Origin of the sequence: Pseudomonas sp. SJZ074, from assembly GCF_007828215.1 — a bacterium.
Lineage (GTDB): Bacteria > Pseudomonadota > Gammaproteobacteria > Pseudomonadales > Pseudomonadaceae > Aquipseudomonas.
Genome location: NZ_VIUE01000010.1, coordinates 104,770 through 122,668 on the forward strand (window position 1 = coordinate 104,770; position 17,899 = coordinate 122,668).

The 17,899-nt window shown below is 59.9% G+C and carries 17 protein-coding genes; 12 read left to right on the forward strand and 5 right to left on the reverse strand.

What is annotated here, in order from left to right; translation table 11 throughout:
• The first annotated feature begins 353 nt into the window (after window positions 1-353).
• From FBX99_RS13515 to FBX99_RS13530, 4 genes are all read left to right on the forward strand, one after another.
• Window positions 354-1,706 carry an MFS transporter gene (locus FBX99_RS13515; protein ID WP_144929478.1) on the forward strand — a complete coding sequence of 451 codons (1,353 nt, stop codon included), beginning with the start codon at window positions 354-356 and terminating at the stop codon, window positions 1,704-1,706.
• Window positions 1,707-1,798: 92 nt separating this feature from the next.
• Complete coding sequence (locus FBX99_RS13520) at window positions 1,799-2,491, forward strand: fumarylacetoacetate hydrolase family protein (RefSeq protein ID WP_144929477.1); 693 nt, start codon at window positions 1,799-1,801, stop codon at window positions 2,489-2,491.
• 42 nt (window positions 2,492-2,533) lie between these two features.
• Window positions 2,534-3,292, forward strand: a complete 759-nt coding sequence (locus FBX99_RS13525) for an SDR family oxidoreductase (RefSeq protein WP_144929476.1) — start codon at window positions 2,534-2,536, stop codon at window positions 3,290-3,292.
• A 31-nt stretch (window positions 3,293-3,323) separates the two neighbouring features.
• Window positions 3,324-4,280 carry a 2-hydroxyacid dehydrogenase gene (locus FBX99_RS13530; RefSeq protein WP_145131783.1) on the forward strand — a complete coding sequence of 319 codons (957 nt, stop codon included), beginning with the start codon at window positions 3,324-3,326 and terminating at the stop codon, window positions 4,278-4,280.
• Window positions 4,281-4,571: 291 nt separating this feature from the next.
• On the opposite strand, the gene FBX99_RS13535 is transcribed toward FBX99_RS13530, so the two are convergent.
• A complete protein-coding gene (locus FBX99_RS13535) occupies window positions 4,572-5,390 on the reverse strand; it encodes a DUF1206 domain-containing protein (RefSeq protein WP_144929474.1) in 819 nt (272 codons plus the stop codon).
• A gap of 257 nt (window positions 5,391-5,647) precedes the next feature.
• On the opposite strand from FBX99_RS13535, the gene FBX99_RS13540 reads away from it, so the two are divergent.
• Together FBX99_RS13540 and FBX99_RS28885 are read left to right on the forward strand one after the other, a co-directional pair.
• Entirely contained in the window at window positions 5,648-6,676 is a 1,029-nt protein-coding gene (locus FBX99_RS13540) for a sterol desaturase family protein (RefSeq protein WP_144929473.1), read from the forward strand.
• A 159-nt stretch (window positions 6,677-6,835) separates the two neighbouring features.
• Window positions 6,836-7,009, forward strand: coding sequence for a hypothetical protein (locus FBX99_RS28885; protein ID WP_178111924.1), 174 nt, complete (start codon window positions 6,836-6,838; stop codon window positions 7,007-7,009).
• A gap of 57 nt (window positions 7,010-7,066) precedes the next feature.
• Here the strand turns inward: FBX99_RS28885 and FBX99_RS13545 are convergent, their stop codons facing one another.
• Window positions 7,067-7,345 (reverse strand): short-chain dehydrogenase, encoded by a 279-nt coding sequence (locus tag FBX99_RS13545; RefSeq protein ID WP_145131785.1) that lies wholly within the window; start codon window positions 7,343-7,345, stop codon window positions 7,067-7,069.
• 549 nt (window positions 7,346-7,894) lie between these two features.
• Here FBX99_RS13545 and FBX99_RS13550 point away from each other — a divergent pair.
• The 5 genes from FBX99_RS13550 to FBX99_RS13575 all read left to right on the forward strand — a co-directional run bounded on the left by FBX99_RS13550 (window position 7,895) and on the right by FBX99_RS13575 (window position 13,146).
• Window positions 7,895-10,084 carry a response regulator gene (locus FBX99_RS13550; RefSeq protein ID WP_144929471.1) on the forward strand — a complete coding sequence of 730 codons (2,190 nt, stop codon included), beginning with the start codon at window positions 7,895-7,897 and terminating at the stop codon, window positions 10,082-10,084.
• Window positions 10,085-10,842: 758 nt separating this feature from the next.
• On the forward strand, window positions 10,843-11,250 hold the full coding sequence (locus FBX99_RS13560; protein WP_144929469.1) for a glycine zipper domain-containing protein: 408 nt from the start codon (window positions 10,843-10,845) through the stop codon (window positions 11,248-11,250).
• A gap of 223 nt (window positions 11,251-11,473) precedes the next feature.
• Window positions 11,474-11,773, forward strand: a complete 300-nt coding sequence (locus FBX99_RS13565) for a hypothetical protein (protein ID WP_144929468.1) — start codon at window positions 11,474-11,476, stop codon at window positions 11,771-11,773.
• An 86-nt stretch (window positions 11,774-11,859) separates the two neighbouring features.
• Window positions 11,860-12,216, forward strand: coding sequence for a hypothetical protein (locus FBX99_RS13570; RefSeq protein WP_144929467.1), 357 nt, complete (start codon window positions 11,860-11,862; stop codon window positions 12,214-12,216).
• 234 nt (window positions 12,217-12,450) lie between these two features.
• Window positions 12,451-13,146 (forward strand): HAD-IA family hydrolase, encoded by a 696-nt coding sequence (locus tag FBX99_RS13575; RefSeq protein ID WP_144929466.1) that lies wholly within the window; start codon window positions 12,451-12,453, stop codon window positions 13,144-13,146.
• Between the two features lie 66 nt (window positions 13,147-13,212).
• On the opposite strand, the gene FBX99_RS13580 is transcribed toward FBX99_RS13575, so the two are convergent.
• Window positions 13,213-13,959: a 3-oxoacyl-ACP reductase family protein gene (locus FBX99_RS13580; RefSeq protein WP_144929465.1), complete on the reverse strand. Its 747-nt coding sequence runs from the start codon at window positions 13,957-13,959 to the stop codon at window positions 13,213-13,215.
• A gap of 125 nt (window positions 13,960-14,084) precedes the next feature.
• On the opposite strand from FBX99_RS13580, the gene FBX99_RS13585 reads away from it, so the two are divergent.
• Entirely contained in the window at window positions 14,085-15,008 is a 924-nt protein-coding gene (locus tag FBX99_RS13585) for a LysR family transcriptional regulator (protein ID WP_144929464.1), read from the forward strand.
• Window positions 15,009-15,152: 144 nt separating this feature from the next.
• Here FBX99_RS13585 and FBX99_RS13590 read toward each other — a convergent pair whose 3' ends face one another.
• Window positions 15,153-15,881: an aspartate/glutamate racemase family protein gene (locus FBX99_RS13590; RefSeq protein ID WP_144931397.1), complete on the reverse strand. Its 729-nt coding sequence runs from the start codon at window positions 15,879-15,881 to the stop codon at window positions 15,153-15,155.
• A gap of 60 nt (window positions 15,882-15,941) precedes the next feature.
• Entirely contained in the window at window positions 15,942-17,471 is a 1,530-nt protein-coding gene (locus tag FBX99_RS13595) for an NCS1 family nucleobase:cation symporter-1 (protein WP_145131787.1), read from the reverse strand.
• Between the last annotated feature and the right edge of the window lie 428 nt (window positions 17,472-17,899).

Here is a 17,899-nt window from a genome sequence, read left to right on the forward strand (position 1 = left end):
CCAGCTGAATTTCAACATGTCATACGATGACGTCTGCTTGGAGCTGAGTTTTATCTGAGCAAAGGGAGGGGGGACTTGTCCAAAAAGCGTTATCTACGGGTTATGGATATTTTTCTTTTAAAACATGTAGTTATTTAAGTTTAAAGAAAGCATTCGCAAAAATTACAGCGCTGTTTTTTTTGGACAGCCTCATCGGCCGCTGCTCATCAGGAAAAAAATGATCTAACGCCTCAATTGATTTTGCATGGTTGTACGACCACATTGGCGGCCATGCAGCCGCTGCCTATCAAGGCCGATCAAGGCGTGCTGCTGGCACGTATTTCGATTCGTCTAACAATAATGAAGGGTCATCCATGTCGAATTCCCACACCTCCCAGACCACCGCGCCGCCGCTGGCACCCAGCGTCGTGGATGCCGCCGCGTCTGCCCGGCTGCCGTCCCGCCGGCGTTGGTTCATGCTGTCGTTGCTGTTGATTGCGACGATCATCAACTACATCGATCGGGTGAACATCTCGATTGCGGCGCCTTTCCTGGCCAAGGACCTGGGCCTGGACAAGATCGAAATGGGCCTGATCTTTTCCGCCTTTGCCTGGACCTATGCCATCGCATTGGTGCCCGCCGGCTTCATCGCCGACCGCTTCGGTTCGCGGTTCACTTACGGGGTGTCGTTGATCAGCTGGTCGACAGTCACCGTCTGCCAGGGGCTTGCCACGGGATTCGCTTCGCTGTTTGGCCTGCGCCTTGCCGTCGGTGCGATGGAAGCGCCGGCATTTCCGGCCAACAGCCGGGCGGTCACGGTGTGGTTTCCGGCGCGGGAGCGGGGGCTGGCGAGCAGCATCTACGTCTGCGGCCAATACCTGGGGACGGCGTTGTTTACCGGTGCGCTGCTATGGCTGGCAACCACCTACGACTGGCGGCATGTGTTCTACAGTACCGGTGCATTGGGCATCGTATTCGGTGTGCTCTGGCTGTACCTGTACCGCGACCCGATGAACTGCAAGAAAGTCAGCAAGGAAGAGCTGAAATACATCGAGGCCGGGGGAGGGCTGGTCAAGAGCAGTCAGGAGCGCACCCGCTTCAACTGGCGGCAGATCGCCGAGCTGTTCAGCTATCGGCAGGTCTGGGCGATCTGCATCGGCAAGTTCGCCAGCACCTCGGCGCTGTACTTCTTTCTCACCTGGTTCCCGACCTACCTGATCGAAGAGCGTCAACTGACCATGATCAAGGCCGGGATCTTTGCCGTGCTGCCGTTCGTGGGCGCGACGGTGGGTATTCTGCTTGCCGGGATCATTTCCGACCTGCTGATCCGCCGTGGCTATTCCTTGTCCTTCGCCCGCAAGTTGCCGCTGGTGGTGGGCTCGATGCTGGGCATGTCCATCGTCCTGGTGAACTTTACCGACTCGAATGCCATCTGCATCGCCATCCTGACCATCGCCTTCTTCGCCCAGGGCATTGCTTCGTCCTCCTGGGCCGCGGTGTCGGAAGTAGCACCCAAGGAACTCATCGGGCTCACCGGTGGGATTACCAGCCTGGCCGCCAACATCGGTGGCATCGTCACCCCTATCGTGATCGGCGCGATTGTCCACAAGACCGGCTCGTTTGCCTTGGCCTTCTGGTTTATTGGCGGCGTGGCGCTGGTGGGTACGTTGTCCTATTCGTTTCTGCTGGGGCGGCTGTATCGCATAGAACTCAAGACCCGGGCCTGAAACCTGTTTTTCTCCAAGACGAGGCGGCTTTTATCCAACTTTGCCAAGGATTGCCGCCGTACGCTGACGCCTCTACCAGGACTTTTATCAGGATGAACATGACCGAGTATGTCTTTACTCCAGACCTGCCAGTGACTCTGCCGGTCGTCGGTATGCCACAGCGTTTTCCCGTCGGCCGGGTGTTTTGTGTCGGCCGCAATTATCCATGGCCTGATGCCCAGGGGCAGAACCGCCTGCCGCCGGTGTTCTTCATGAAACCGGCCAGCTGTGTGATGGATGCGGTCGGTGAAGTGCCGTTCCCGTCGGTGACTGAAGAGTTCGTCCATGAAATCGAATTGGTCGTGGCCATCGGTGAGGGCGGCGCGAATATTCCCGAAGAGCAGGCGCTGGCTTATGTATGGGGCTATGCCGTGGGGCTTGACCTGACGCGCCGTGATGTCCAGCGCCTGGCCAAGCGCAACGGTTTGCCGTGGGAGGGCGCCAAGGTGTTCGACGGCGCCGCGCCGATGACCGCCATCGTACCGGTCTCCAAGGCGGGTCATCCCGAAGGTGACTTGTGGTTGAACGTGAACGGCCAGGAGCGCCAGCGCGACAGCCTCGACAGCCAGATCTGGTCGGTCAGTGAAGTGGTCAGCCGGATCTCGCAATCGGTGGCGCTCAGGGCGGGGGACCTGATCATGACTGGCAGCCCGGCAGGCGTCGACGAACTGCGGCCCGGCGACATCATCAACGCCGGCATCGACGGTGTCGGCCAACTGGAAATGCGGGTCGGCCAACGGCCTTGAGCGCGACACTTGTCCTACTGATTCGAGAAAGGAAATGACAGCATGTCCAACCCATTGAAAGTGGCTCTGGTCACCGGCGCTGGCAGCGGCATCGGCCGCGCCGTGGCCCTGGGCCTGATGGCAGACGGGTACACGTTGGTCTTGGCCGGACGCCGTCCCGAGCCTTTGCAGGCATTGGTCGAGCTGGCCGCCAGCGAGGGGCGGGAAGCGCTGGCGGTGCCTACCGATGTGCGCGATCAGGCGAGTGTCGACGCGCTATTTGCAACCATCACCGTGACGTTCGGACGCCTGGACGTGGTGTTCAACAACGCCGGGGTCAACACTGCGGCCGTACCGTTGGATGAGTTGACGTTCGAGCAATGGCGCAACGTGATCGACACCAACCTCAACGGGGTTTTTCTTTGTGCCCGCGGAGCTTTCGGATTGATGCGCCGGCAACAGCCGCAGGGCGGGCGCATCATCAATAACGGTTCGATCTCCGCCCATACCCCGCGGCCGTTCAGCAGCGCCTACACCGCCAGCAAGCATGCGGTGTTGGGGCTAACCAAATCCCTGGCCCTGGACGGTCGGGCATTCAACATCGCCTGCAGCCAGCTTGACATCGGCAATGCCCTGACCGAAATGTCGGTGCGCATGACCCAGGGCGTGCGTCAAGCCAATGGCACCATCGCGGTAGAGCCGATGGTGGACGTCAAGCATGTGGCCGACGCCGTGCGCTACATGGCCGGCCTGCCGCTGTCGGCCAATGTCCTGAATATGACGGTCATGGCCACGGCCATGCCTTTTGCCGGTCGCGGTTGAGCCGGTTTTCTATTCGTTTGACGAGGTCCTCATGAAACCAGAAGTCTTGCAACTCAGTCCGATCCTGATTCCTGAAATCAACACCCGGCTCAATGAGTTGTTTACAGTCAGGCGCTATTTTGAACAGACGGACAAACCGGCTTTTCTGCAAGAGCACGGCGCCCATATTCGTGGTGTGATCACCGGCGGGCATACCGGCATCAGCCAAGCGCTCATGGCTCAGTTACCCAACCTCGAAGTGGTGGCGGTCAACGGTGTGGGCACCGATGCGGTGGACCTGGCCTATGCGCGGGATCGCGGGATCCGCGTGACCGCCACCATCGGTGCGCTGACCGAAGACGTTGCCGATCTGGCCGTCGGCCTATTGATTGCGGTGTGCCGTGGCCTGTGCACCGGCGATCGCTACGTGCGCTCGGGCCAATGGCCTCATAGCGCGACACCGTTGGCGCCGTTGCCGCTGGCACGCCAGGTGTCCGCCATGCGTGTCGGCATCGTCGGCATGGGGCGCGTCGGTCGGGCCGTGGCAATGCGACTCGCCGCGTTCGGCTGCACGATCAGCTACACAGACCTGCAACCCATGAGCGATGTGGCTCACACTTTCATTGCCGATCTCAAGCAACTGGCCAGCGCCAGTGATGCCTTGATCCTGGCGGCCGCCGCCGACCAGGCCGAAGCCATCATCGATGCCCAGGTACTGAACGCCCTGGGCAAGGGTGGTTACCTGATCAACGTGGCCCGGGGCAAACTGGTCAACGAAGCCGACCTGGTGGCGGCGCTGGCCGCCGGCGACATTGCAGGGGCGGGACTGGATGTGTTCGTCGATGAGCCGAATGTTCCCGAGGCCTTGTTTGGCAACGAGCAGGTGGTACTGCAACCCCATCGCGCCAGCGCAACCCTGCAGACCCGCACACGAATGGGGGAAATGGTGGTGGCGAGCCTGGTGGACAGTTTTGCCGGGAAAGTGCCACACGGATGTGTGACGGGGTAAGGCTGTCACGCAGATTTGAACGTGCCACCGCCTTCGCGGGCAAGCCCGCTCCCACAGGCCCGGTGGCGTACGCAAATGCCTCGTACACCTCGAATCCAATGTGGGAGCTAGCCTGCTCGCGATAGCGGTGGGTCAGCTTGCGGTGATGTTGGCCGTGCCGACGCCATCGCGGGCAAGCCCGGCTCCCACGGTGTTTCTGCGACACCGCGCAATCCTGCTGGTCAGGTCCAGCAGAGTGCCGGGAAGGTGGCGTTGTGGGGATGAGGTTCATCGGCTCTTGACTGCACAGATCTACTGGACAGTGACAACGCCAGGCACCTCCATGTTTATCCGGCGCCAGAACGCTTCGGCAAAGCTGTAGACCGAGAAGGCGATCAGTCCCAGGGCCATCAGCATCAGAACGATACCGCCGGCGGGCAGGTCCTGGAGGGCATCGAGCGCTTCCCTCATTCCCGGTGGATCCATGGCCTGGTAACTCGAACCACTGATCATCAGCAGGAAGGCGATTTCTATGAAGACCACGCCACGGGCGATGAGACCGAATCGCGACACTGGACGGACGTAGCGCATCACGTCTTCGTCCGCTTCGAAGTACTTCTCGAACGAAGCCTTCCAGCCCTTGATGATATGAGCGAGGCCGGTGCCCAGCGGGACCAGTGCAACCAGATAGATCAATACATTGGAGTGTTCCCAGGACAGCAGATGGGCCAGCAAGTCCCGGGTTTGTCCACCGCCTGAGCCGCTGGAGCTTCTAAGGCCGCTGATAAGCAGGCCCAACGCAAAAAAGGCCAGCGCACCGTTGACTGCACCTCCCGCCAGCAGACCTGCACGTATCACCAGGCCTTTCAGGTCTTTGCCATGATGGTCCACGTCTCGTGTCGCTTGCAGGATGCGCCAGCCGGCGAAGGCGAGCAGGCCTGCCACCACCAGCCCGACCAATACGTGCCCGAATGGCTGGCTCAGCAATGCCTCCAGGCTTTTGTGGCTGTCCTTGGGTTTGCTCGAATCCTGAGCCGCCAGCAAAGCGAAAATGCCGATGATCAAGTAGATAATGCCTCGGGCGGCGTAACCGCCCCGAGCGAGTACAACAAGGCCCTTTTGTGCGGACATGGTCTGATTCCGGAGATGTGATAAGGAGAAGACCCGTCGAGGTGGGAGGCGTTCGATCGAAGTGAAAGGCTGCGTAGCGGTGGCATGGGAGGATGGCTGCGGGAGCCCGTTACAGAGTTTTGTGGCTTGCGGGTTCGTTTCGCCTCATCAGTCGGTGTGTCGACGCTTCGAGGCCCGAACAGCCTTGTCGGTTCTGGAACGCCATCCCCCAATCGACTGATCTACAATGGCCTCTCTTCAGCAGAGGCCGGTCTCTCGTGGATGTGTTTTCCCTGATCTACAAACGGCTGATCGAGTGGGTCATCACACCCATTACCGAACAGTTCTACAGCATTTTCAGCTTCAATGGCCGTCTCGGGGTTTTGTTCCTCTGCGCCTCCTATGGCGTGGCTTATGGCTTGTTCCGCTTCAGGAAGCACCACGGGCTGACCGTCGCTCATTCGTTCTGGCAGTTCATCGGTGGCAGTCAGGTGTATTTTCATCGCTCTGCGTGGCTGGATTGCCGGTACTACCTACTGCGCAAGATCCTCAAGCTCGCACTGGTATTGCCCATCGTTCATCTGGTCGATCCGTACATCCTGCGATCCGGAGACTACCTGGCATTCTTCAACAACCTCTGGGGCGCGCGGCCGCGTCTGGGGGACGGGTTATCGCTGGCCTTGCTCTATGGGCTGGGGGTGTTCCTGGTGAAAGACTTCGCCCACTACTGGGTGCACCGGGCGTTTCACTCGCGCTGGTTGTGGGCTTTTCACAAAGTCCATCATTCAGCACCGGTGCTGGTACCGGTGACGGCGAGCCGGATTCATTTTGTGGAGAGGATTGTCGGAACCCTGAGCATTACCGCCTGCCTTGGCCTCTACGTCGGTACTTTCTGGTACCTGAGCGGCGGTGAGATCAGCCACTATAGGCTGTTCGGTGTGACCTACGTGGTGTTCATCTTCAATAGCCTGGCGGCCAATCTGCGCCATACCCACGTCTGGCTGTCATTCGGCCCGGTGCTCGAACACGTGCTGAACAGCCCCGCCCAGCACCAGATCCACCACAGCGATGCGCCACGTCACTTCAACCGTAACTTCGGCACGAACCTGTCGCTCTGGGACTGGATGTTCGGCACGCTCTATGTCACCAGCGCCCGGCCCGAACCTCTGCGCTTTGGCACTGGGGAACAGGATCACCAGCGATACCTGACGGTGTACAGCCTGATCGTCACGCCCTTTGTCGACATTGCCGGCAAGTTGCCGGGGAAACGCTTGCGAGGCATCAAGACGCAGACGCCATATTCATAGCGCCTGTCGTTGCAGCCTCAGCGGATACAAGAAAACAAGAAACCTCCTACTTCCCATACAGAAACGTCCAAAGCCAAGAAGAGTTATCGTGCAATCTCAACGTTTAAGGCCTTGAAATGAGGTCGCATCCTTGGGAGGTTGGGAATGGAGTCGCGTGTCGTGAAGCTTGAGACCCATGTCGAATATATCCGGCATGAACTGAACGGGATGGGCGTGGACCTGCGGGAACATCGCACTGAAACCAGGCTGGACTTCAGGGTTCTGTTCGCGGCCTTGATCGTGGCCTCACTGGGACTGGCCGGGATGATGGCCAAGGGGTTTGGCTGGTTATAAGTGAAAGCCCCTGATTCGAGCCGAGTCGGGGGCTTCGGTTTCCAGCATGTCCACGCCTTACAGAGCGGAGCCGGCGGGTGCTGCATCCAGGCGTCGTGCAATCACGTCCATCACATCACAGCCATCGCGCAGGGAGATGCAGCAAAGCTGCGCCAGGTCCTGAAGTGTCGAGGGATCGATAGGGCGTTCGTCACGCATCGCGATATTTTCCAGGAACTGGGTGACGGCGCGGATTCGGTAGCCTGCTGCGTCAAGGAGTACGTGGAGCGGGGCGGTGGTGTCGACGTATAAGGGTTGGTCGTCGGCGTTGCTGGTAAGGCTCATGTAGCGGTTCATATCAATTCCTTGTGTCATGAATGAACTGTCACGCTTCGTCGCCAAACGAAGGGTGACAGCTGTACGCAGGTTGGCGAACCGGAGACACAAGGAGCCGGCAGACCCTAAGGCCTCCCGCGCACAGCTGCCATAAAGACAGTTCTGTGAGCACAAGGGTGCTGCTGCCATAGCAGAAAGCACCGTTGCACTTGTGTCAATCGGGTCGCCAAACCCGGTCGCCATCTGGACGACGCCAAAACTATAGTCGCCGCGGCAAAAATGACACAAGGGTTTGATTAGGCAGACGATTCCCAATGTTATGTAGGAAGTTGCCAATAGCTGGTGCGAAGCTTTTTGTCGGCTGTTCACGATGCGCCAACCCGATTTTCCCAAGGTATGTAGGACATCGCCGTAGGTTAATCAGCCATCTCTGCAACCCTCCCACGATTTAATACGCTCCATCCTTCAGAATCCGTCGCACATTCCCACACTCAGCGGGATAATACGCACCGGTCTGAAGCCGGAGCGCTTCGTACCTCGATTGAATGGGCGGCAGAAGGATCTAACGCAATGACAGACTGGCTGCAAAGCTATGGGGAAATGGCCGAACGGGTGCGGCGCCATGATTGGGCGAGCACGCCCCTTGGGTTGCCGGCCCAGTGGCCCGATGTATTGAAGACCACCGTGGCCCTCAGTCTCGCCTCCCATTTCCCCCAGGCCATTGTGTGGGGGCCGGATCTGATCATGCTGTACAACGATGCTTTCGTGCCCATTCTCGCTAATAAACCCGATGCACTGGGGCGGCGGTTCGATGAAGTCTGGCGGGAAGCCTGGAGCGAGATCGGGCCGATCGTGCAGGCGGCCTTCGACGGACAAGCGACCTATATCGAGAATTTCCCCCTCGTCATCGAGCGTGGCGACGGTCCCGAGCAAGCCTATTTCACGTTCTGCTACAGCCCCATCCGTGACCAGTTCGGCAAGGTCGTGGGCATGCTGGATACTGTCACCGAGACCACCTCGACGGTGTTCATGAACCAGCGCCTGGCGGTGTTGGATGCCATCGGTACCGCTGTGGCGAATGTCACCGATCCGCAGGACATCATGGCGGCCACTACGCGAATCCTGGCGGCGCACCTGAACCTGTCCAATTGCGCATATGCCGACATGGATGAGGACGAAGACGGCTTCACGATTCGCGGCGACTGGGCCAGGGCGGGCTCGCCCAGTATTGTCGGGCATTACCGGTTGGCCGATTTCGGTCGACTGGCGGTCACCCACCTGAGGGCCGGCAAGGCACTGGTGGTCAACGACAATCTGTCGGAGCTGGCGCCAGAGGAGGCGGCGACGTTCCAATCCCTCGGCATTGCGGCGACCATTTGCGTTCCGCTGATCAAGTGCGGACGGCTGACAGCGCTGATGGCGATCCATGACAAAACGCCCCGATGCTGGTCTTCCTACGATCTGGCGCTGCTCAAGGAAGTCACCGAGCGATCCTGGGCCCATATCGAGCGCGCCCGTGCGGACGCCGCCGTGCGTGAGGGGCTGGCGGCCCTGGCCGAGTTGAATGCAACGCTTGAGCAGCGGGTCGAGGAACGCAGTGCGCGCCTGAAACAGACGGAAGCGGCGTTGCGTCAGTCGCAAAAACTCGAGGCCATTGGCCAGCTCACCGGTGGCGTGGCCCATGATTTCAATAACCTGCTGACGATCATCCGTTCTTCCGTCGACTTCCTGCGCATGACCGATCTGTCCAATGAACGTCGCCAGCGCTACATGACGGCGGTTTCCGAAACAGTGGACCGTGCCGCCAAGCTGACCAGCCAGCTACTGGCCTTTGCCCGACGTCAGCCGTTGAAACCGGAAGTCATCGATGTCGGCAAGCAGGTGCAGAACCTGGGGGACATGCTGGAGACCATTACCGGGGCGCGGATGCAGGTCAAGGTCGAGTTGTGTGACCGGCCCTGTTACATCCGCGCGGACCTGAGTCAGTTTGAAACAGCCTTGATCAACATGGCCTTGAATGCCCGGGATGCCATGAGCGGCCAGGGCACATTGTGGCTTCGGCTCAAATGCGGCGAAGGCATGCCGCCGATTCGCGGCCATGGGGCGGCCGGACAACCCTTTGTCGCCGTGGCCCTGGCGGATACAGGGACGGGCATTGCCTCGGAAGACCTCGAACACATTTTCGAGCCCTTCTTCACCACCAAGGAGGTGGGCAAGGGAACGGGATTGGGGTTGTCCCAGGTGTTCGGCTTTGCCAAGCAGTCCGGTGGCAACGTCGATGTTTCGACCGTTGTCGGGGACGGCACTGTGTTTACCTTGTACCTCCCGGAAGTCGAAGCCGAAAAACTGCATGAACCCACCCGGGAAGAAAACACGCACCTGATACTAGAAAAGGGCAGGCGCCGAGTGTTGATCGTGGAGGACAACCTGGAGGTTGGGCGCTTCGCCAATCAGATCCTGCAGGACCTGGGGTACGAGACCGCCTGGGCGACCAACGCCGAGGACGCGCTGGAAATGGCCGGTCCGGATGCCGCTGCGTTCGATGCGATATTTTCCGATGTGGTCATGCCGGGCATCGGTGGCATCGCGCTGGCCCGGGAGCTGCGCCAGCGCCGCAAGGATTTGCCGGTGGTCCTTACGTCCGGCTACAGCGAGGAGCTGGTCCATAGCGGTCATGAAGGCTTTGAGTTCTTGTCCAAGCCTTACTCGGCTGACCAGGTTTCGCGCATTCTAAGCCGGACGATGCGCGCCGCAGATTGAGTGTTTCCCTTTTGAAACAGTGGGTTCCATTCGTCGGTCGGTGCTCTCATGATCGTGCGGTCTGTTGATGACCGGCTAGTCTCAAATCCGGGAAGATCGATATTGTCCAGGTAATCGGTTGATACCGGTATCGATCTCGATGAAAAGGGGAATGGCGATGGGAGCACTGTACAGCGAGGAAAACGCAGCCGCATATCCGATCAATGAAGGGCTGCAATGTGGTCAATCGGCCTATCGGTCGGACTTTGGCGACGAACCGATCAAGTCCATCCGGACGAAGGTTGCAAAAGTGCAGCGAGGGGAAAAGGCCAAGTTCCTGCCCCGGGTACCTGCCCGAAAATAACTCAAGCACAGCCTCGCCACTGAAGGCACATACCGTTCATTCAAACTGGAATGAGTCTGTGGTGAGGGAGCTTGCCCGCGATTGAATGCAGGCAATCCCAAGCAAGAGGATTGCCTGGCAGCCTGGTGGATACGAGCTCCCTCGCGTCAGACTATTCCTGCCTTCGATGTCAATATTTCTACTCTTTTTCCTACGAGCGATTTCTTTCACGTTTCTTTCACACTCGGGAACGTAGGCTGAACTCATCCGTTAGAAAGCAGTACCTGCCCGTTTCCCCAGCGGGCTTTTTTTTGCCTGTCACAAAAACTCCCTTTACGTTGGTTGTCCAAGCAGCATGGTTGATGCCGTTTGGCGTAAACTCGCGCCCGCGCGCACCGGCCATCTTTCCCGATGCGGCATTCTTGAGGTTTTTATCATGCGTTTGACTTTGTCCACCCTGGTGCTTGGGATGGTGGTTGCCCAAGGCGCGATGGCGGCTGGCGATGGTACCGCGGCAATCGGCGGTGGCCTTGGCGGTGTATTGGGTAATGTGGTCGGCCAGCAGATGGGCGGCAGCACGGGCGCTGCGATTGGTGCCGGTGTCGGCGGCGCGGCTGGCAGTGCGGTGGGGGCTCGCAAGGGCAGCCGTACCGAAGCCGCCATTGGCGGCGGCCTGGGTTCGGCCGGTGGTTCGATTGTCGGTAATCGCCTGGGCGGTTCTACCGGTTCGACCATCGGCGCGGGCATTGGCGGCGCGGCGGGTGGTGCGTTGGGCAGCAACCTGTCCAACGACAACGATGGGCATTCCGGCAAGAAACACAAGCATAAAAGAAAGCATCGTTGAGTCGATGTTTGACTGAGACAACCAATCATCACGAGAAACAGAGCCGTACATAGCTGTGGCGAGGGGGATAATCCCCTCGCCACAGAGTGCTGTACTGCGCCCCAATGCATCAACGACCGGCATGAGCTCTTGTGCCGGTTTTTCTTTCCAGAGCATTTGCCTGGAACGTTTATTCTCCCTCCGCCTCGAATTGATACATCCATCTATAAATGCGAGGTGTGCCATGACGCCGGAAACCGAAGACAAGGAAGAAAAAGGACCGTCGGGTTTGCCTTTCGTCAATGATCCGGGCAATGAAGACCCCGGTTCGCTGATGGATGATGCCCTGGTTCCCTTGATCGAGGCCGAGGACGAAACCCCGGAATACCCGTTGCCCTCGCCAACCAATTCCCTGGACCGCGACCAACGACCGCCGGATGATGAGACCGGCGCAGAGCCGGTGCCCAGCGAGGACGATGATATCGAGGCGAGCCCGGATGACCCGGACATCGCCGGTGATGATGCTTCCGGCAAGCCGAGCTGACGGTTCGGGCCGCCTGTCGATTTCCCGGCACCATCTGCACGCCCCGGTTGCCACATCAGGTAGGTACTTCGAAAAGGAGACTCACCATGATGAAGTCAAACATGACGGCACTGACCCTTGCCGGAATTCTTGCAGCCAGTTCACTGGGGGCTGTCGCCCAGTCTTCGGGAGACAATGCTCCGGTGGATAAAGGCGGTATGCCACCTTCCACTCAAATGGATGCCGGCCGCACCTCCGACGCCAACGGCAACGCGCTGCCTCCCGGTTCCGTGAGCGGCGGTAACGGTGGCGACGCCAACGGTAGCAGTACGAGCCCTGGCACTGGCAGTGGTTCCACCAGCGGTGGCAGCACTATGGGCGGCGATTCCTCCAGCAGCGGAACCGGGGCTGGTAGCAGCAACAGCGGTGGCACCTCAGGCGGCTCCAGCGGTTCGAGTCAATAGCGCCCAGTAACGACTCGCCTCTCTTCTGATCTGAAGGCGTTTCCCCGTGGCGAGCGAGCTTGCTCGCGTTCGAGTGCATAGCGCTCGCCCCGGGACTTACCACAGAATGCAGTTTTCCCCGTTGCCTCCTCCTGGCCCCCCTCGCTATTCTGCTGAATCCTTTAAGGCAAACACGTTGCTCCGGTCGTGCCTGAGCCATCCCTGGAATGTTGTGTTGATAACGGATCAGATGCGATGAATGCACCGCTGAAAGAGTTTGGCCCGATCAAAGCCGTGATTTTCGACATGGATGGGCTGTTGCTGGACACCGAGGGCATCTACACCGAGGTCACCTCCATCATCGCCGAGCGTTATGGGCGCACGTTCGACTGGAGCGTCAAGCAGAATATCATCGGCCGGGGGGCCGGGGATCTGGCCCGCTATGTGGTCCAGGCGCTGGAGTTACCAATCACCCCGGAGGAGTTCCTGGTGATCCGCGAGCCGCTGATGCGCGAGCGTTTTCCCCATGCCCTGGCGATGCCGGGTGCCGAGGAATTGGTGCGTCATCTCAAGGCCAGCGGCGTGCCCATCGCGGTGGGCACCAGTTCATCGCGCCACACCTTCGCCTTGAAAACCACTCTGCACCGGGATTGGTTCGCGTTGTTCGACTTCATCGTCACGGCGGACGATCCGGAAGTGGGCGCGGCCAAACCGGCACCGGATATCTTCCTTGTGGCGGCCCGTCGTCTGGGCATCGACCCTCGTAATTGCCTGGTGTTCGAGGATTCACCGTTCGGCGTCACCGCCGCGAAGGCGGCGGGCATGACGGCCATCGCTATCCCGGATCCGGCCATGGCTGATGAAAAATATACCCACGCCGACGGAATCATCCGTTCGCTGAAAATGTTCCAGCCAGGGCTCTGTGGCCTGCCGGAGCTGGAGCGGGCCTGAACCCACGGCGACACAACGAAACGCCGGTCATGGTTGAAGCCATGACCGGCGTTTTTCATGTCCGGATCAGGCGCCGAAACCACCGTCGATGGTCAGGCTGGCCCCGGTGATATACGCCGCTTCCGGACCCGCCAGGTAGGCGACGAAAGCGGCGATTTCGTCCGCTTTGCCGTAGCGCCCGATGGCCATCAGTTGCATCAGGCTGGAGGCGAAGTCGCTGTCGGCCGGGTTCATGTCGGTGTCGACCGGGCCTGGCTGTACGTTGTTGACCGTGATCCCCCGCGGGCCAAGGTCGCGGGCCAGGCCTTTGGTCAGGCCCACCAGTGCGGCTTTGCTCATGGCGTAAGGAGCTGCGCCGGCAAAGGGCACGCGGTCGGCATTGGTGCTGCCGATGTTGATCACCCGACCGCCCTCGCTCATGTGGCGTGCGGCAGCCTGGGTGGCGATGAACACGCTGCGCACGTTGACGGCCAGCGTCTGGTCGAAGTCTTCGAGCTTGAACTCGTCCAGCGGTGCCATCGCCAGCACGCCGGCATTGTTGACCAGGATGTCCAGCCCGCCGAAGGCCTCGGCAGTCGCTTCGACGGCATTGCGGATGGCGTCGGCGTCAGCGCTGTCGGCCTTGATCGCCAGGGCCTTGCCGCCCGCTGCCGTGATGCTGTTCTGCAGTTCTTCAGCCTTGGCGGCCGAGCTGACGTAGGTGAAGGCTACGGCAGCGCCTTCCGCGGCCAGGCGCTTGACGATGGCGGCGCCGATGCCGCGGGAACCGCCCTGAATCAAGGCGACTTTACCGTTCAGTGTTTGAGTGCTCATGATGTTCTCCAAAATGTACCGGGGCGAGATGCCGCGGCGATGGGGTGAGTATCCGGATGCGACTCCAGCTTGTGTAGACGGACTTTGCTACAGTCTGTATCAACCAAAAGTTTAGAGTGGCGCTAATGGAGACTTTCAGCAGTATCGAATGCTTTGTGCGCAGCGCCGAAGTGGGCAGCTTTGCCGAAGCCGCACGACGCCTGAGTGTGACCCCGGCGGCAGTGGGTAAAAGCGTCGCCAAGCTTGAGGCGCGTCTGGGGGTACGACTGTTCCAGCGTAGCACCCGTAGCCTGACATTGACCGAAGCGGGCCAATTGTTCCTGGGGGAAGTGAGCAGCAGCCTCAATACCATCCAGAACGCTGTCGCCAACCTCGCCAGCGCCGGTGGACAACCGGCAGGCACCCTGAAGGTGAGCATGGGCACCGCGTTCGGTCGATTGTATGTGGTGCCATTGTTGGGGGATTTTCTGCGGCGGTATCCGGCGATCAATCCGGACTGGCATTTCGATAACCGCCAGGTCGACTTGATCGGCCAAGGCTTCGATGCGGCCATTGGCGGTGGGTTTGAATTGCCCCCAGGAGTGGTGGCACGCAAGCTGACGGTGGCTCACAGAGTGTTGGTCGCCGCGCCGTCCTATTTGCAACAACAGGCTCCGGTGGTAGAACCGGAAGACCTGGCGCAGCACCAGGGCATCTTGATCCGTTCACCGCAAACCGGACGCATCCGTTCTTGGCAACTGACCAGCCGGAGCCGGCAACACAGCCCGTTGATACTGAAAGCTCGCATGACCATGAGTGATTCGGAAGCTGCCTGCGCCACCGCAAGCCAAGGGCTGGGGATTGCCCTGGTAAGCATGCCGTTCGCCGTGCCCTATCTGGAAAACGGCGCGTTGCAGCGGGTCCTGCCCGATTGGTACGTCGATGACGGCAACATTTCCATCTATTACGCCGAGCACAAACTGCTGCCGGGCAAGACCCGGGCATTTGTGGACTTCATCATCGAGCAGTTCGCCGCGCAGGGGTTGGGGGAGCGGTTCAGTGCGGTTTGAGTCTGGCTTGGGACCGCGTTGCCCCCATCGCGAGCAAGCTCGCTCCCACAATGGATTTGCGGTGATCAGAAGATTTTCTAACACCACAACCCTGTGGGAGCGAGCCTGCTCGCGATGGGGACAACACGGTTCAGAGCTGTAAACTCAGCGCCCGAACCGCCCCGGCCAACCAGTGAGGGTCTTGGGCCGAGGCGTCGCATAAGTGCGCACCTTCGATGTCGACAGCCCCAGCCGCACCAGGGATTCGGCAATGGTCACCGCCGCTGTCACCCCATCGACCACCGGCACCCCGGTGCGTTGGCGGATCTGCTCATCGAGCCCGGCCATGCCGCCACAACCCAGACAGATGACTTCGGCCTTGTCTTGGCTGACCGCCAGCTCGGCCTGGCGGACGATGGTTTCGACTGCCCGCTGCGGGTCTTCCTCTAACTCCAATACCGCCAGGCCACTGGCCCGCACCGAGGCACAGCGGTCGTACAGGCCGGACAGCTTGAGACGGTCTTCGATCAGTGGCACGGTGCGGTCCAGGGTGGTGACCACCGAATAGGCATGGCCGAGGAACATGGCGGTGCTGGCGCCCGCGTCGGTGATGTCCACCACCGGGACGTCGAGCAGTTCCTGCAGACCTTCTCGGCCGTGTTCGCCATAGCCGGCCTGGATCACTGCGTCGAACGGTTGGTCGTAGGACATCACCCGATCCATCACGGCGATGGCGGCCAGGTAACTTTCGAAATTGCCTTCAATCGAGTCGGCACCGAAATGCGGTGTGAGCCCGACGATTTCGGTGCCGGGTGCGGCCACGGCCTGGGCTTGCCGGGCGATGGCTTTGGTAATGGATTCGGTGGTGTTGACGTTGACCACGAGAATTCGCATGAGCAGTTTCCTTTAACGCAGAAAAGACGGCGGCCCGCATCGGTGGGCCGCCTTGAACGATCAATGGCTGACGTTATCCACAGCGATGGATTCACCGCTGACGTCTTCGTAATACGCTTGGCGCTTGGCGATGATCAGGTACAGCAGGCCGGCAATCGAAGCGCCGATCAGCCAGGAGAACGGTGAAACGCTGGCGAAGCCGGGCACGAGCGCGAGGACGATCGCGATCAAGGCCGCTGGAATGAATGCCGCCACGGCCCGCAGGTTGACCCCGTTGCTGTAGAAGTACGCACCGTTCGGGTCCTCGCTGTACAACTGCGGCACGTTGATGCGGCCTTTTCGCAACAGCCAGTAGTCGACCATGATCACGCCGTACAGCGGGCCGAGCAGGGCACCGAGCCCGGACAGGAAGTACACGATCACCAGCGGGCTGTTATAGAGGTTCCACGGCAGGATCAACACGGCGATGGCGGCGCTGATCAAGCCGGCGCGGCGGAAGTTCAGGTACTTGGGCGCCAGGTTGCTGAGCACGAAGGCCGGGGCGACGAAGTTGGCCATGATGTTCACCGCCACGGTGACGATCAGGAACGCCAGGCAACCGAGCACCAGAAAAAAGGTGTTGGGGATCGAGGCGATGACCTGGGTCGGGCTCTCGATGATCTGTCCGTTGATCTGGAACTGCGCACCGCACAAAAGGACCGTGATGGCGGCAAACACCAGGATATTCACCGGCAGCCCCCAGAAGTTGCCGACGATGATGGTCCGACGGCACGGGGAAGAGCGGGCGAAGTCACAGAAGTTGAGCACCAGCGTGCCGTAGATCGCCAGCCACAGCGCGCCGCCGGCGAAGATATTGCGCCACATCTCGCCGCCGGTCAGCGGTTCGCGGATCGACCAGGCAATGGTTGCATCGGCCTGGGTGTACATCCATCCGGCCAGGGCCGCGACGGTCACCAGGATTACCGGCCCGGCGAAGCCTTCGTAACGGCGCACCGTTTCCATGCCGTAGGCCAGGATCAACAGTTGCACGAACCAGATCGCCACGAAACACACCCAGCCCAGGCTCGACAGGCCAAGGATCGAATTGTGGTCGTAGTCGGCGAAGCCTGGATGAATCGCCGTCAGCAACACTCGGAAAACCACCGACGCGAGATAGGTCTGAATGCCAAACCAAGCGATGGCGATGACGGCCCTGATCAATGCGGGAATCTGTGCGCCATGGATGCCGAAGCTGATCCGGCTGATCACCGGGAAAGGCACTCCGGTCTTCTGGCCCATGTAGCCGGACAGGTTCATGAAACCGTACACCAGGGCCGCGCCGATCCCCAGGGACAGGAGGATCTGCCAGCCACCCAGGCCCAGCGCATACAGGCCGATGGCGAAGGAGTAGTTGGCGATGTTGTGTACGTCGTTGGTCCACAGGGCAAAGATGCTGTAGCGCCCCCAGCGTCGACCTTCGGCCTTGGTCGGTGCCAGATCCTTGTTGTGCAGCCTCGGACTCAAGGCCAGGGTGGCGGTGCTTTGATCATCGAAGGCAGTGGTGGGTGAGGGTAGATCCAGCGCGATGTTGTTGGAGAGACTTGTACGCATTCCGGCAGGCTCCTGATTCTCGGCGCAGCGATGACTGTGCATGAGCGTGGGCTCGGCAATCTTCGTCGCGGCGCGGCAAGCATCATTGGTGATGGGGCATCTGCAGCCTGTACGGGATAGGGCGCTTCAGGCTTGCGGATCTAAAGTGTGTGTATGTTTTATTTGGTTTGTATACAAAACACTTGTCGTCTCAAGCCAGATTTGTGCCAAGCAAAGATCTAACAGCAGTTATCTTGATTTCGATTAGTTATCAATTTTTAGATAACTCTATGAAATTTGGCGCTTATAAATTGACTGTTTGAACAGGTATTTATTTTTTGAAGATTGGCAGCAGAGACGGGAGGGGCAGCGAGCGAAACGCAATGGTGTAACTTTTCGGTGCATTGCATGAAGAAGTGCACACAAAAATGCCACCTGAAGTGACATTT

Excerpts from the sequence above, each read along its gene's own strand:
- FBX99_RS13515 (WP_144929478.1), top strand. The coding sequence starts at position 354 with ATGTCGAATTCCCACACCTCCCAGACCACCGCGCCGCCGCTGGCACCC.
- FBX99_RS13520 (WP_144929477.1), top strand. The coding sequence starts at position 1,799 with ATGAACATGACCGAGTATGTCTTTACTCCAGACCTGCCAGTGACTCTG.
- FBX99_RS13525 (WP_144929476.1), top strand. The coding sequence starts at position 2,534 with ATGTCCAACCCATTGAAAGTGGCTCTGGTCACCGGCGCTGGCAGCGGC.
- FBX99_RS13530 (WP_145131783.1), top strand. The coding sequence starts at position 3,324 with ATGAAACCAGAAGTCTTGCAACTCAGTCCGATCCTGATTCCTGAAATC.
- FBX99_RS13535 (WP_144929474.1), bottom strand. The coding sequence starts at position 5,390 with ATGTCCGCACAAAAGGGCCTTGTTGTACTCGCTCGGGGCGGTTACGCC.
- FBX99_RS13545 (WP_145131785.1), bottom strand. The coding sequence starts at position 7,345 with ATGAACCGCTACATGAGCCTTACCAGCAACGCCGACGACCAACCCTTA.
- FBX99_RS13550 (WP_144929471.1), top strand. The coding sequence starts at position 7,895 with ATGACAGACTGGCTGCAAAGCTATGGGGAAATGGCCGAACGGGTGCGG.
- FBX99_RS13560 (WP_144929469.1), top strand. The coding sequence starts at position 10,843 with ATGCGTTTGACTTTGTCCACCCTGGTGCTTGGGATGGTGGTTGCCCAA.
- FBX99_RS13565 (WP_144929468.1), top strand. The coding sequence starts at position 11,474 with ATGACGCCGGAAACCGAAGACAAGGAAGAAAAAGGACCGTCGGGTTTG.
- FBX99_RS13570 (WP_144929467.1), top strand. The coding sequence starts at position 11,860 with ATGATGAAGTCAAACATGACGGCACTGACCCTTGCCGGAATTCTTGCA.
- FBX99_RS13575 (WP_144929466.1), top strand. The coding sequence starts at position 12,451 with ATGAATGCACCGCTGAAAGAGTTTGGCCCGATCAAAGCCGTGATTTTC.
- FBX99_RS13580 (WP_144929465.1), bottom strand. The coding sequence starts at position 13,959 with ATGAGCACTCAAACACTGAACGGTAAAGTCGCCTTGATTCAGGGCGGT.
- FBX99_RS13585 (WP_144929464.1), top strand. The coding sequence starts at position 14,085 with ATGGAGACTTTCAGCAGTATCGAATGCTTTGTGCGCAGCGCCGAAGTG.
- FBX99_RS13590 (WP_144931397.1), bottom strand. The coding sequence starts at position 15,881 with ATGCGAATTCTCGTGGTCAACGTCAACACCACCGAATCCATTACCAAA.
- FBX99_RS13595 (WP_145131787.1), bottom strand. The coding sequence starts at position 17,471 with ATGCGTACAAGTCTCTCCAACAACATCGCGCTGGATCTACCCTCACCC.